Genomic DNA, 14,837 nt, shown 5'->3' on the forward strand with positions numbered 1-14,837 from the left:
AGCGGTGAATATTGCACCAAAAAAAGATTCCTTACGAATCTTTTTCTTTTATAGTTTTACACCAATCTCTTCTTTGACTACTTCTACAATAGTATCAACTACTTCATTTACTTCTTCGTCTGTTGGTGCTTCCGCCATAACACGGAGAAGTGGTTCTGTTCCGCTTGGACGTACGAGAATACGCCCCTTACCATTCATTTTTTCTTCCATGGCTGTAATAACTTCACGAATAGCTGGAATATCCATTGCACCTTCTTTAGCAGCGTTATTTGCTACACGAACATTTACAAGTTTTTGGGGATAAATTGTAACTTCAGCCGCTAATTCTGATAATTTTTTACCCGTTTCACGCATTACTTTTACAAGTTGAATCGCTGAAAGTTGGCCATCCCCAGTTGTATTGTAGTCCAAGAAAACCATATGACCTGACTGTTCGCCACCAAAGTTATAGTTGTTTTTACGCATTTCTTCAACGACGTAGCGGTCACCTACTGCCGTTACAACCGAGTTCATACCAGCATCTTCCAGCGCCAAGTGGAAACCAAGATTAGACATAACAGTCGTAACTACAGTATCTTTTGCCAATTTTCCTTGTTCGAGGAGATACTTACCAACGATGAACATAATTTTGTCACCATCTACGATGTTACCATTTTCATCTACTGCAATAAGACGGTCTGCATCACCATCAAAGGCCAAACCGATGTCACTACCTGTTTCAACGACTGTGTCTGCTGTTTTCTCTGGATGTGTTGAGCCAACACCGTCATTAATGTTAAGGCCATTTGGATTTTCACCGATGACTGTGAGTTCGGCATTTAAATCAGCAAATACAGCACGGGCAGATGTATATGATGCACCATTAGCCGTATCGAGTACAATTTTGTAACCTTCAAAATCTCCTTCAGCTGTTGTTTTCAAGAAGGATTGATATTTACGTACAGCTTCATTATAATCGTGTAAAATCCCTAAGCCTTCAGCAGAAGGACGCGGTAATTTATCTTCTTCAGCATCAATCAATGCTTCGATTTCTAACTCTTTATCATCATCAAGTTTAAAACCATCTGCTCCGAAGAATTTAATTCCGTTATCTAAGGCTGGATTGTGACTGGCAGAAATCATGACACCCGCAGAAGCGTCTTCTTTACGTACCAAATAAGCAACACCTGGTGTAGCGATAACACCCAAGTCATAAACTTCAATCCCTACTGATAAGAGACCTGAAATAAGGCTAGTTGAAAGCATTTGCCCAGAAATACGTGGGTCACGCGCTACATATACTTTTGGTGTTCCAATTTCGTGTTGGCTAAGGACATAGCCACCAAATCGCCCAAGTTTAAAGGCCATTTCTGGTGTTAACTCTACATTAGCTTCTCCGCGAACACCATCTGTTCCAAAATATTTACCCATTTTATTCTTCTCTTTTCTTTTTTACTTATTTATTTTTTTATTTTTTTACTGGAGTCAATGTGACTTCTACTTGACTAGGTTTTACACTTGCCCCATCTGCTTGGATATCGACATTCACTGTTTCTTTTTCTTTAATGTCAGATATGTCTACAGTCGCATCAACACTGTCAATCTTATCGAGAGCACTCTGTTCACCTGAAATTGTTACTGTTTTCTGCGAGAGCGTAGTCTTCATATCTGAGAGACTTTGATCAAGCGTGCCCGTTTTCTTCACATTAACTGGGACTGTTTTAGAGGGCTTCTCCACACTCACTTTCATTTGCACTGTCGCTGGACTGATTTGTGCGGGGAGTAATTTCCCATCAGCATCAACTGCATGTAAGGTAACTGTACCAGAGTAATCATCATTCAAGTATGCATCACTTGGCAAGGCTGCTTGAATGGCATGAATTTGTTTGATACTTGTTTCACCTGCTGTCACCTTGACTTTTTCTTGACTTAGCTTGATGTCATTAACTTTGAAACCATCTGGAAGCTGCGCTTGTTCAATCAACGGCGTAACATTAAATTCAGCACTGGCTTTCTTTTCTAGACGAACAGTCAAGGTTGTCGGTTCAATTTGTGCGTTTATACCATTAGGAAGTTGTTGAATACGCACAGGCATCGTAACTGTTCCTTCTTTTGCATTAGACAAATCCACCACAAGATAGAAGTTCCGTGAGTCAGGGTTTTCTTCTGTATTAATTTGAACACGATTGTAACTCGTCAGGTAGACATTTGCAGTATTATTATAACCACTGGCAAAATATTCATCTGAATTATACTTGATTTCAATAGGTACATTGGAAATCGTTGTTGTATAAACCTCTCCAGTTGTTGAATTTCCTTGATTTCTCAATGCAGCAGAGCTAGCATTAAAGAATAAAATCACTGCAAAGAAGATGGAAGCTAAGATTGTAAAAAGTTTTGAAGCGAAAAAACTATTTTTCATTATTTTTTGCCTCCTGTTTGTTCTGGTCCCAAAATAGCAATAAGTTTTTCATGGAACACTTCTTTTGAAATATCTGCGTACAACTCGCCATTATAAGCGATAGATATCCCTCCTGTTTCTTCCGAAACAACAAGAACTAAAGCATCTGAAGCTTCTGATAAACCAATAGCCGCACGATGTCGGGTTCCAAACTCTTTAGATATCCCAGTCTTCTCAGTTAAGGGAAGATAAGCGCTGGTCACAGCAATTTTATCGTCTTGAATAATCACAGCACCATCATGTAAAGGAGTATTAGGAATAAAGATGTTGATGATCAACTCACTGGAGATATCTGCATCTAACCTTATCCCTGTTGAAGCATACTCACTTAGTGTTTGTGTTCGCTCAATAGCAATAAGTGCTCCAATTTTCCGCTCAGACATGTAGGCAAAAGATTTTTCATATGCATCTATATAGCTATTGATAGAGCGATTGCGTCCTCCGGATAACCTATTGGTCGTCCGACCTAAGCCTTCCAAAGCTCTACGTATTTCTGGCTGGAAGATAATAACACCAGCAATTGCACCATAGGTAATCACTTGGTTAAGTAGCCACTCCAACGTGGTCAAACCTATCAAACCAGCAACTATCCTAATGAGAACAAAAATAATGACACCGCGTACTAGGCTCACCAACTTTGTACCTTGTACAAAACGCATAGCTAAATAAAGAAAAAAACTGACTATAGCGATGTCAATGATTGAAATGAACACACGCCAAGGCGATTGGTTTAGTTCTAATATCTTTTGCCAGAAGTCAAGATTAAAAATTTGACTAAAATCACTCACATACTGCCCTCCTCACTGACTTACTCTTTTTCATTATAACAAAAATCCTTTTCTTTATGTTATCTTCTACATTCAAAGAAAAAGTGACAATTTTAGCATTGCCACTTTTAGACTTTATGATTTTGCTTGACGTGCTGCTTTTCGTGCTGCTCGTCTTGCTTCACGTTCAGGATCTACCGAGCGTTCTTTTCGTTCTCTTTTTTCGCGAACCGGTTTTTCTTCATTTTTATTAGAATTCTTTGCTTCACGGGCAATAAATTTCTCGTAATCTCCCGACATTCGTGCATATCGTAGGAATTTTTTCTTCGCATCTGCTGCAGCCTTTGCATAAAGCAACTCTGCTTGCTCCGCATTGACCTTCATAAGATTGGCAAAACGAGATTGTTTCACCAATAATTCTCTGACTTGACTAAAATCTGGACGTTTAAAATCCAAAGTAAGAGGATTTTTTTCTACTTCTTCAAGTGCTGGATTATATCGGTAAAGTTGCCAATATCCACTGTTTACTGCGGCTTTTGCTTCATCAAGCACCTTGCTCATGCCCTCATAGTTCCCATGGGTTATGCATGGTGTGTAGGCAATAATTAGAGAAGGACCATTATGTTTTTCCGCCTCATCAAAGGCTTTGATTGTTTGCATCATGTTTGCACCGCTTGCGATTTGTGCCACATAAACGTTACCATAAGTCATGGCCATAAAGCCAAGATCTTTCTTCGCAGCAACTTTACCCCCTGAAGCAAACTGTGCAATCGCACTTGCTGGTGTCCCTTTGGAAACTTGACCACCAGTATTGGCATAAACTTCATTATCCATAACGAGGATATTTACATCTGCGCCGCTGGCAATAACGTGATCCAAACCACCAAATCCAATATCATAGGCCCAACCATCTCCACCAAAAATCCATTGTGTAGGTTTTACAAATTGGTCTTTTTCTTTATATATTTCTTGCAGGAGAGCTGAATTTTCTTTTTCTTCTTTGAGCAAAGCTTTGAACTTTTCGGCGCGTGCGCGTGTGCCTTCAGAATCCTCCAGATGCGCCACCCAATCTTCAGCTAATTGTGCTAAGGTATCCGACATCTCAGGTAGTGCTACTTTAACTTGCGCTGCAAGTTTTTGTCGTCTTGTTTGACTTGCAAACCACATACCATAACCGTATTCAGCATTATCCTCAAAGAGTGAATTTGACCATGCTGGTCCTTGACCTGCATTATTAGTAGTGTAAGGGGCAGCTTGTGTTCCACCATAAATAGATGAACATCCTGTAGCATTAGAAATCATCATACGATCACCAAACATCTGTGTGAGAAGCTTGATATAAGGTGTTTCACCACATCCAGAACACGCACCAGAAAACTCAAAGAGCGGTTGGTTAAACTGTGTAGCAGCGACAGTACCAGAGCGTGCTGGATTTTCCTTTTGCTTCAGTGTCATCCCAAAAGCCCAGTTGATAGCCTGAGATTTTTGACTCTCATAGGGTACCATTTTAAGTGCTTGACCTTTTTTCGGACAAGCTTCCACGCAAAGGCCGCATCCTGTACAGTCCTCGATAGAGACCTGAATCCGGTACTTCAAGCCGTCTTTACCACGGTAATCCATCACACTGAAGCCCTCTGGCGCCACATTCCATTCATCTTCATCTGCGAGGAAAGGACGAATGGCAGCATGAGGACAGACAAATGAACATTCATTACATTGAGTACATGCAGCACCATTCCATTCAGGAACTTCCAAAGCTATGCCACGTTTTTCAAAAGCAGATATCCCTAGCGGACTGTTTCCTGCCGTTACATTTGTAGCCACATCCTGAACAGTTAATTGATCACCTTCAAAAGCATTGACCTTGTCTAAAAAGTTAAAGACATAGCGTTTACGCGCTGTATCTGCTGGAGCAGCTTTAATAATTTTTTCTTCTGTATCCGCCCATGAGGTAGGTACTTTTACTTCATGTAAATGATGCAGAGCTGCATCCATCGCTTGTAAGTTTTGCTCTACAATCTTAGGAGATTTACGGGCATACTTCTGCGCATCCTCCTTAAGAATCTCATAAACCTTATCAAATGGCATAATATCGGTCAGCTTAAAGAAAGCCACTTGCATGATGGTATTAATGCGACGTCCTAAGCCAGTCGATTGTGCTATTTTCGCAGCATCAATTGTATAGAAACGAATTGCTTTTTCCGCAATATACTTTTTAAGCTGAGCAGGTAAATTTCGATCAAGTTGTTCATCTGTCCAGCTTGTATTGAGGAGGAAAATCCCTCCAGGACGTAAGCCTTTTGTTAAATCGTATTGACGCACATAGGTTGTATTATGGCAAGCTACAAAGTCAGGATGCGAAATCATATATTCCGACTGAATAGGACTGTCACCAAAACGCAAGTGACTTACGGTCAGGCCACCCGATTTTTTCGAATCGTACTCAAAGGCGCCTTGAACATATTTATCCGTATGGTCACCGATGATTTTAATAGCAGCTTTATTCGCACCTACAGTCCCATCTGAACCAAAGCCCCAGAATTTTGCTTGATAAGTATCTGCTGAAGTGAGGTCCAAGTCCCCTGCAAGTGGTAAGGAAAGATGTGTCTGATCATCATCTATGCCGATAGTAAAACTTTTCTTCACAGATTTATTTTTCAGCTGCTCGAAAACCGCCATGATGTGCTCTGGTCGCGTATCTTTACCACCTATGCCGTAACGTCCGCCAATAACAGAAATATTTTGCTCAAATAGCAAATCTTTAACATCAAGTAAAAGAGGCTCAGCATTACTTCCTGCTTCTTTTGTCCGGTCAAGTACAGCAAGTGAAGTTACAGTTTTAGGTAATTTTTCAAGAAAATTTTCTGATGGAAATGGACGGTAAAGATGGATATTCAAAAACCCTACTTTACGCCCCTGATGATTCAGGTAATCAACAGTTTGTTTAACTGTTCCTGCAACAGATCCCATACTTACAATAACTTCTTCGGCGTCTGGTGCTCCATAGTAATCTACCAAATCATAGTCCGTCCCACGTAAATGGTTTATTGCACGCATATATTTTTGCACACGTGCAGGAAGTTCTTCATAATAAGGATTGACCGTTTCACGCTGTTGGAAGTAGATATCAGCGTTCTGATTGGTTCCCGAAACTGTGGGATGATCTGGATTCATCGCACGTTGACGGAAAGCATTTAACTTCTCTTGGTTAATAAGTTGTGCTAGGTCTTCGTAATTTAGAACCTCAATTTTTTGGATTTCGTGTGAAGTGCGAAAACCATCAAAGAAATTTAAAAAGGGCACAGATGCTTCAAGCGTTGTCAAATGAGATACAGCTGACAAGTCCATAACTTCTTGGACACTAGATGCTGCTAACATGGCAAAGCCTGTCGATCGCGCTGCCATAACATCCGAATGATCGCCTGAAATATTTAGTGCACCTGTAGCGACTGCACGCGCTGCCACGTGAATAACCCCCGGAAGAAGTTCACCTGCCATCTTGTACATATTGGGCAACATCAGCAAAAGTCCCTGAGATGAGGTAAAAGTTGTTGCTAGAGCGCCCGCTTTTATGGCACCATGCAAAGCTCCAGCAGCACCTGCTTCTGATTGCATCTCGCTCAGTTTAACAGGTTGTCCCCAAATGTTTTTGCGGCCCGATATCGACCAAGCATCTGTATAATCAGCCATTGGTGAACTCGGCGTAATGGGGTAAATCATTGCAATTTCAGAGAAAGCATACGCAACATGTGCGGCTGCCATATTCCCATCCATAGTTTTTTTCATGATAAAGTCCTTATGTAAAAGCATTTATTTGGTTTTTCATCAGAAGAAACGGTGTCATTTGTTTTTTCTGTGGAAATATTCCTGAAAATCCAAGAGCTCTTACGCTTAAATTTTTGACTACTTCTATTTTAGCACTTTTAACTATAGGCTCCATGAGTGATGAGTGTCAAACACTTTTGACAAAAAGAGCTAGAAAAAGCAGATACCCGTAATAAGAATCTGCTTTTGTGGATAAAAAATTATCAGAACTCTATTAACCTTCCGTAATACGTATTTCGGTCTCTTTATCAAAGAAGTGCGCTTTATTAAGGTTAAGTGTAACAGTGATTTTTTCGCCAGGCTGGCGGAAGTCCCTTGCTTCTACACGTGACACAAGCTCTGTATCTCCTGCCTTAAGATAAAGCATTGTTTCAGCACCCAAAAGTTCTGAGACAGTGACTTCAGTTTCAATTTGTGCTTCAGGATAAGCCTCCTCGGCAAGAATTGAAGCTGAGATATCTTCTGGTCTTATCCCCATAATGACTTCTTTTGAAGAATATCCTTTTTCTTTAAGAAGCTTGTGTTGGCCTTCTGGAAGTGTTAAGCTAATGCCTTTCCCGATGAGTTTATTACCTTCAATCTTGAGATTTAAGAAGTTCATCGCTGGGCTACCGATGAAGCCAGCAACGAATTTTGTCGCTGGTTCATTGTAAAGTTCTTGCGGCGTTCCGATCTGCTCGATACGTCCGACAGTCCCTGATTTGTCAGCGTTCGGTGTTGAACTCATAATGACGATACGATCTGCAAGGGTCATCGCTTCAGTCTGGTCATGTGTGACATAAATAGTTGTGGCTCCTATACGACGGTGAATTTTAGCAATTTCTGTACGCATAGAAACACGGAGCTTGGCATCCAAGTTCGACAAAGGCTCGTCCATAAGGAAAACCTTAGCATCGCGAACAATGGCACGTCCCATAGCCACACGTTGACGCTGTCCACCAGACATATCTGCAGGTTTACGATCGAGTAAATCGGTCAGCCCAAGAATTTTTGCTGCATTTTCTACACGTTGTTTAATATCCTCTTTTTTATGTTTTCGCAGCTTAAGTCCAAAAGCCATATTGTCAAAAACAGTCATATGAGGATAAAGGGCATAGTTTTGGAAAACCATAGCAATATCACGATCTTTTGGTGCAACATCATTCATCAGTTTACCATCAATGGTAAATTCACCTTCTGTGATATCTTCAAGGCCTGCAATCATGCGTAAAGTTGTTGACTTCCCGCAGCCTGATGGTCCAACAAAGACGATGAATTCTTTGTCTTTAACATCTAAATTAAAATCCTCCACTGAATATTGTGTAGCATTCGGATATTTTTTATAGACCTTGTCTAATTTAAGTGTTGTCATTGATTCTCCTTTACCTTGCTGTATTTAAGCTATCTTTATTTTAATGCAAACGCTTCCGTTGAACAATGTACAAATTGCACAAAAAAACTGTACAAAATGTACAGTTTTAACTTTATTTTACTTCTTCTTTGAGCTGTTCGGCTTCCTCAGCAAATTTCTGAGCAACCACTTCAAGATCGGCTTCCTCATCTCCTAGATAATGGTCATTGTTGATTTCATCAAGGTTAACAAAAATTTCGATGTGCCCATGGAGGTTTCTAAAAGTCACTGGGGCATCTCCTCCATATTCTCCATCCACATTGATCATCATTTTCTTATCTGTGAGAGGCTCGACTTTGATTTGACTTGATTTCAGGTATTCAATATTGACATCATCCACGTGACTACCTTTAATCACCATGGAAATCAAAGCAAGTAATTCGAACAAATTATCGGTCTTCACCAAAATAAGGGTAAAAAGACCATCATCTAGTTTGGCATCTGGTGCGATTTTTTCAAATCCTCCAACAGAGTTGGTCAACGCTGCAAAGAACATTGAAATTTCACCTTCAAACACGCCATCATCATGCGTGACTTTTACTTTTTGCTTCCGAATTTGTGGTAATAAATCAACTCCTTTAGCAAGATAAGCCAAATAACCAAAAGCTGTTTTCAAACGACTGGGTACACTATAAGTTAGCTCTGTTAAACTTCCGCCAGCCGCAATATTAATGAAATACTCAGCATCGTTAACTTGTCCCACGTCAATATTCAAGGTCTGATTTTTACCAATCATTTCAACAGCTGCCAAGGGTCTATTGCGAGGAATTTTAAGCGCACGCGCAAAATCATTGGTTGTTCCAGTGGGGATAATAGCTAGCTTAGGTCTTTTATCAAACGGAGACATACCACTGACAATTTCATTGATAGTTCCATCACCACCAGCTGCTACGATGAGATCAAATCCTGACTCAGTAGCACGGGCTGCCTCTTTTTGAGCTGACTGTGGGGCTGGCGTCGTCTGAAAAGCAGAGGCTTCATAGCCAAAACTTTCTAACTTATCCAAAATATCTGCGACATTTTTTTTAATGATTTCTTGCCCACTGCTTGGATTGTAAATCAATCTTGCTTTCATAATTTCAGCAACTCCTCTTCTGACCAAACTTCTATACCCAAATCTTGTGCTTTAGTCAGTTTTGATCCTGCATCTGCTCCAGCTACAACTAAATCTGTCTTTTTAGAAACGGAACCGGAGACATTTGCGCCTAAAGCTTCCAACTTCTCTTTAGCCTCTGTTCGTGTCATAGCCGTTAATTTGCCTGTTAAAACAACTGTTTTTCCTGATAAAACACTATCTGTCTTTGGTTTAAGACCAAGATATTCGAAGTTCACTCCCGCTTCTGCTAATTCTTGAAGCAAAACTTGCGCACCTTCTGTTGCAAAATAACTGGTTACAGCCTTAGCAATCACTGAACCAAGGCTTGGAATTTCGGCTATTTCTTCTAAGCTCGCTTCCGACAGAGTATGAAGACTACCAAAACGCTCCATTAATAATTTGGCAGCTTTTGAGCCCACATGACGGATGCCTAAACCGAAAAGAAGCTTTTCTGCTGAGTTTTCTTTTGAAGCTTCAATAGCATTTAATAACTTGGTTGCCGATTTTTCTTGGATTTTATCTAGTGCTACTAATTCATTAAACTGCAGCTTATAGATATCTGCCACATCTTTGATTAAGTTATTTTTAAAAAGTTGCGTAACTATTGATTGTCCTAGACCAGAAATATTCATCGCACCACGACTAGCAAAGTGAATAAGTTTTTCACGATTTTGCGCTGGACAAAGCGGATTGATACAACGCAGGGCTACTTCATCTTCAAAATGCAAAAGCTCAGATGAGCATTCTGGACAATACTGAGGGATTTCCATTTCTACAGAATCCTCTGGTCGTTTCTCAAACAGAACACGTTGCACTGCTGGAATGATATCCCCCGCCTTATAAATCATGACTTTGTCCTTAAGACGGATATCTTTTTCCTTAATATAGTCAACATTATGCAATGTAGCACGCGATACTGTAGTCTGCGCCAAGGTCACAGGAACCATATTTGCTGTTGGTGTGACAACTCCTGTGCGTCCAACTGTCCAATCTACCGAGAGTATTTCCGTTTCTGCCAGTTCGGCTGGAAATTTATAAGCAATTGCCCAACGAGGAGCCTTGACTGTAAAACCTAGCTCTTCTTGCTCTGCTAGGTTATTCACTTTAATAACGACGCCATCAATATCATAGTCCAAGTCATCTCGAAGAGAAGCCACACGCTCAATGAAGGCCCAGACTTCATCAATATTTCGCGCAAAAACACGTTCTTTGTTGACGACAAGTCCAAGCTTTTCTAAGTACTCCAAAACTTCTTCTTGAGTGTCATTTGTCGCAGGACTCGCTTCTTGATAAAGGAAGGTTGCCAAGCCACGCTTGGTCACCTCTTTCGTATCTAACTGCCGTAAAGTTCCGGCTGCTGCATTACGTGGATTCGCAAACGAAGGTTTGCCTTCGAGTTCACGTTCCTTATTGAGTTTGACGAAATTCTTACGTGGTAAATAAGCTTCACCTCGCACCACAATATCGATGGGTTCTTTTAATACCAATGGGACATCTTTGATGCGTTTAACATTTTCCGTAATGTTTTCTCCTACACTTCCATCTCCACGTGTCGCAGCTACGACAAGCTTACCTGCTGTATATTTAAGAGAAAGTGAAAGACCGTCAATTTTTAACTCACAGATATATTCAGGCTTCGGAATAACTTTACGGACACGTTCATCAAAATCTTCCAGTTCTTCACGCGAAAAAGCATCTGCTAGGCTGTAGAGATTATATTCATGATTATATTTTTCAAAGCCTGATAGCACGACATCCCCTGTACGATGGGTCGGCGAATCGGCACGGACTAAGTGTGGATTATCGTGTTCTAGTGTTTCTAACTCACGATAAAGGCGATCATACTCCGCATCTTCAACCGAGGGTGTATCCAAGGTATAATATTCGTGAGCGTACTTGTTTAATAACTCCGTTAACTCTTTGATCTTTGACTCGATATTCATACTAGTAATTTTATCATATTTTTCGGTTTCCTCTGAGTAAGAAAGTTGTTATAATGGAGAAGTTCAATAGCTTATGTTAAGCTTAATTTTTATGAGGTTTTTAATGAAGAAAAAGATTTTTAATAAGGTTGTGATTGTACTGGCAGTCTTGCTCAGTATCATCATCATAACAGCTGGTATTCTGGGTCGACAGATACTTTTTCGTGATTATCCTGTTTTCCAGTCAATGTCCCAGAAAGAGATTATCGAAACAACCAATATCCTGCCTGAGGATAACGACTATGTCAAAAAATTAAAAAATAATGCACTTGACATCTACCTGAGTAATGCTTCCAGTGAACTGGCAGAAAAGCTTGGAAAGAACGAAAAACGTGTTAATAGTATTGTCAATGGCGAGCTTCCTGAAAATCAGTTCTCACAAAATCAAGAAGAATTACAACAAGCACTGGGGGCAAGTGATGAGCAGATGACTCAACTCTCACAAACTTATGAGAATGCACGCCTTAATCGCGCCATTGATCAGCTCCAATCAGAGGCTAAAACTTTAAAAGCTGAGCAGTTGCCTCAGTTTATTAAAGATGCAAATCAGTTAACGAAACAAACTGAAAAGAGTATTCAGTCCTATATCGAAGATAACAATGCTGTTTCTAAGTCGACTATTTCTGCTTCTGTTCAAACGCTCCATGATGCAAACTCCCTCCTCAATAATTTCACACAGTTTGTAAACTACACAAATAATTATTCGACTATTACAAAGCTTCAATTTGATAAAATTTCTACCAATAACTCACTCATGGAAGACTTTCTTCCCGTATTTAACAAGGTAAATGCTTATCTTAGCCAGAAGGAAACTGTTGAAGCTCGTATCAAAGAGTTAACGGACTTCCAACAAAAAGTCGAAAAGTCAGAACAATTGAGAAATTCCAGCATAGAACTGCCTAATCTTAAAGGTCAAACACTTGCAGATATAAGAAAAAAAGCCGGGTCGAATTACAAAATTGAAGTGGAGCCTACTGATGAGAACAAAGACACTTCTATTGTAACCCGCCAAGTTCCTGATCCTTCTGACTTTGATCGTATTCTAAAAGGTGAAACGATTACTGTTCAAACAAAGAAAAAAGCTGAAGAAAAGAAACCTTCGTCCAATACCAACAAAAAGGATGAAGATAAAACAGACAAAAAAGGTGAAAGCAAATCAAAAGTTAAAAACAAAGGAGACAACTAATGGCTAAGAAAATAATTCTCCGCACACTTGCCGTTCTTTTTCTACTTTTATTATTTGTAGGAGCTGTCGGAGCGGTTGGGGCGGTTTATCTTCTCGATAAAGAATCACATCATGCACATACGATTGAGCTCAAACCTTCCCCTCAAGCCATCTCCCAATCCTTTACAATTACGGATATTAATGGAGAAGCGCTTCAGGATTCTTCAAATATCTATAAATATATTCCCGCACAACTCTCAGGTAAGGATAAAAACATCCCTGAACTTTACACAAAAGCTTTAGTTGCCGTTGAAGATAGCGACTTCTATTCTCGGAAAACCAAGGGTTATTCCATCAAAGGGGTGACTAATGCAGTCTTATCAGAAGTACTTACGAAATTACATCTCGCGAACGGTGCCCGTGGAGGCTCAACCCTTGATCAACAATTAGCAAAAAATCTTGCGCATGGTGGTTTTACTGCTGATAAATCACTGTCTCGGAAAATCGTTGAATTAATTGATGCCCACAGTCTTGCTGAACGCTATTCCCGTGAAGAGATTCTCACAAGTTATCTCGACACTTTGCGCCTGACACCAGAAACTATCGGTCCTGGTGCAGCTTGGAATAATCTTTTTTCGACACCAATGATTGCCTCAGAGAAAACACCTCTTTATATTGCTCAGATTGCTTATTTAGCAGGTCTCGGCCAAGCCCCTTCAACTTACGTACAAGACTTTGAAGGTGCTGGGAAACAACGCGCATTGACTGTGCTTTCTGTCATGAAGTCCAACAAAATCATCTCTGATCAAGAGTACAAAGACAGCGTAGAGGCTGTAAAAAAAGAACTCGTACTCAAACCAAGCTATACCCAAGGTATTCCACATGCGTATCAATCCTATATTGCACAAGTGCAAAAAGAACTCGGCCAAATTGCTTTACCAAGGAATGCCAAAGTAGTCGTTAAAACCTATGCAACTAAAGCACATCTGGATTATCTGGAGAGCGTGGCTAACCATACCGCGCCGGATGTCTCAAATATCCCACGTAATGATTTACCAGAAGGGACTTTGACAGCAATATCTGTTGTTGATACCCAAACAGGTCATATTTTAGCTCTAAATACAAACTCGGACAATCCACAATTGCCGATTTCCTCTGGTCGTTCTTCGGGTTCAACGATAAAACCTTTGCTCGACTATGCGCCCGCCCTTGAATATGGCTATATCAGCGAAAACAGTACTTTAAATGGTAATGCTACAACTTACGCTGATGGCACTCCCTTAATGAATTACGGTGGTAATAATTATGGTCCTGTTCCTGTTGGCTTTGCCCTTGGTAACTCGTTAAACTCGGCAGCTTTACAAACTTTTAACATGACGAATGACGACCAAAAGAATAGTATTATGCAGCCATTAGGTATTGCTTCCCTCAAATATGACCAAGAATCAATGTCTATTGACTATAATTTTTCTCCTTTGCAGTCCGCTTCGGCGTATTCTGCGATTGGTAATGATGGTGTGCGCGTTACACCTACAGCTGTTGCTTCTGTCACTGTAAATGGCCAAGAGTTACCTCTTTCTCAACCTGAGTCACAACGTGCGATGAGTTCTGCAACCGCTCGGTCGCTCGTCAATCTCATGCAAAATGTTACACAGCCCAATGGATCTGAGCCTTTGGCTGCACAACCTCAATGGCCAAATGCTTTCGCCACAAAATCTGGGCTCTCCAATTTTCCCGATACTGCAACAGAACCTGCACGTAGTCAAGGTGCTCCTGATGCTTGGATGGCAGCTACTTCTACAGGTGTTTCAACCGCCGTTTGGGTCGGAAGCCCCGATATGAGTGGGAAATACTATGTTCCAGCTGCGCCCATTGAACAAGAAAACAATATGCGTGTCTATCTCTTGAACAACACAATCAGATATATGAATCAAGGAAGGAACATTCCTCCATTTAGTTATTCAGGTACAGCGATGTCCCACGAACCACTGCTGCCAAAGTTACCTCAGATTACTGCGGCACCAACGCCCCAAGCTATCCAACAAGTCAGAGACTTTAACGCTGTTACTCCAAGTGTTACTCCTGGTTTAGAAGAATTTTATCAAGTTCATCTTCAAGACAAACTCTTAGATGCAAGATCCGTTTATGGTGCCAAAGATTAATCCACATAAA

9 protein-coding genes are annotated in these 14,837 nt (G+C 40.5%); 2 read left to right on the forward strand and 7 right to left on the reverse strand.

All coding sequences use genetic code 11. The features are described 5' to 3' along the window. Window positions 1-48 precede the first annotated feature (48 nt). The 7 genes from glmM to ligA all read right to left on the reverse strand — a co-directional run bounded on the left by glmM (window position 49) and on the right by ligA (window position 11,461). A complete protein-coding gene (glmM, locus tag KJS37_RS01915; RefSeq protein WP_213495674.1) occupies window positions 49-1,410 on the reverse strand; it encodes a phosphoglucosamine mutase in 1,362 nt (453 codons plus the stop codon). Window positions 1,411-1,447: 37 nt separating this feature from the next. After that, window positions 1,448-2,401 carry a CdaR family protein gene (locus KJS37_RS01920; protein ID WP_017369414.1) on the reverse strand — a complete coding sequence of 318 codons (954 nt, stop codon included), beginning with the start codon at window positions 2,399-2,401 and terminating at the stop codon, window positions 1,448-1,450. Next, window positions 2,401-3,228, reverse strand: a complete 828-nt coding sequence (gene cdaA, locus KJS37_RS01925; protein WP_096368690.1) for a diadenylate cyclase CdaA — start codon at window positions 3,226-3,228, stop codon at window positions 2,401-2,403. The genes KJS37_RS01920 and cdaA overlap by 1 nt, the downstream gene beginning before the upstream one ends. A 114-nt stretch (window positions 3,229-3,342) precedes the next feature. Continuing rightward, on the reverse strand, window positions 3,343-6,993 hold the full coding sequence (gene nifJ / locus KJS37_RS01930; RefSeq protein WP_207781119.1) for a pyruvate:ferredoxin (flavodoxin) oxidoreductase: 3,651 nt from the start codon (window positions 6,991-6,993) through the stop codon (window positions 3,343-3,345). 253 nt (window positions 6,994-7,246) lie between these two features. Beyond that, a complete protein-coding gene (locus tag KJS37_RS01935; protein WP_096368691.1) occupies window positions 7,247-8,383 on the reverse strand; it encodes an ABC transporter ATP-binding protein in 1,137 nt (378 codons plus the stop codon). A gap of 112 nt (window positions 8,384-8,495) precedes the next feature. After that, on the reverse strand, window positions 8,496-9,497 hold the full coding sequence (locus KJS37_RS01940) for a diacylglycerol kinase (protein ID WP_017369419.1): 1,002 nt from the start codon (window positions 9,495-9,497) through the stop codon (window positions 8,496-8,498). After that, on the reverse strand, window positions 9,494-11,461 hold the full coding sequence (gene ligA / locus KJS37_RS01945; RefSeq protein ID WP_165711858.1) for an NAD-dependent DNA ligase LigA: 1,968 nt from the start codon (window positions 11,459-11,461) through the stop codon (window positions 9,494-9,496). The genes KJS37_RS01940 and ligA overlap by 4 nt, the downstream gene beginning before the upstream one ends. Before the next feature lie 103 nt (window positions 11,462-11,564). Here ligA and KJS37_RS01950 point away from each other — a divergent pair, with 103 nt between their 5' ends. Together KJS37_RS01950 and KJS37_RS01955 are read left to right on the forward strand one after the other, a co-directional pair. Continuing rightward, window positions 11,565-12,686 (forward strand): PASTA domain-containing protein, encoded by a 1,122-nt coding sequence (locus KJS37_RS01950; RefSeq protein WP_213495677.1) that lies wholly within the window; start codon window positions 11,565-11,567, stop codon window positions 12,684-12,686. Further along, the gene (locus KJS37_RS01955) at window positions 12,686-14,827 is read left to right on the forward strand and encodes a transglycosylase domain-containing protein (RefSeq protein WP_213495679.1); all 2,142 of its coding nucleotides are present in this window, start codon (window positions 12,686-12,688) and stop codon (window positions 14,825-14,827) included. Before KJS37_RS01950 ends, KJS37_RS01955 begins: the two co-directional genes overlap by 1 nt. Window positions 14,828-14,837: the final 10 nt, after the last annotated feature.

The sequence above is a fragment of the Lactococcus formosensis genome, assembly GCF_018403745.1.
GTDB lineage: Bacteria > Bacillota > Bacilli > Lactobacillales > Streptococcaceae > Lactococcus > Lactococcus formosensis.

Bases quoted from the DNA above. Each gene is read 5' to 3' on its own strand.
- nifJ (WP_207781119.1), bottom strand. From the start codon at position 6,993: ATGAAAAAAACTATGGATGGGAATATGGCAGCCGCACATGTTGCGTAT.
- KJS37_RS01940 (WP_017369419.1), bottom strand. From the start codon at position 9,497: ATGAAAGCAAGATTGATTTACAATCCAAGCAGTGGGCAAGAAATCATT.
- KJS37_RS01920 (WP_017369414.1), bottom strand. From the start codon at position 2,401: ATGAAAAATAGTTTTTTCGCTTCAAAACTTTTTACAATCTTAGCTTCC.
- KJS37_RS01955 (WP_213495679.1), top strand. From the start codon at position 12,686: ATGGCTAAGAAAATAATTCTCCGCACACTTGCCGTTCTTTTTCTACTT.
- ligA (WP_165711858.1), bottom strand. From the start codon at position 11,461: ATGAATATCGAGTCAAAGATCAAAGAGTTAACGGAGTTATTAAACAAG.
- KJS37_RS01935 (WP_096368691.1), bottom strand. From the start codon at position 8,383: ATGACAACACTTAAATTAGACAAGGTCTATAAAAAATATCCGAATGCT.
- KJS37_RS01950 (WP_213495677.1), top strand. From the start codon at position 11,565: ATGAAGAAAAAGATTTTTAATAAGGTTGTGATTGTACTGGCAGTCTTG.
- glmM (WP_213495674.1), bottom strand. From the start codon at position 1,410: ATGGGTAAATATTTTGGAACAGATGGTGTTCGCGGAGAAGCTAATGTA.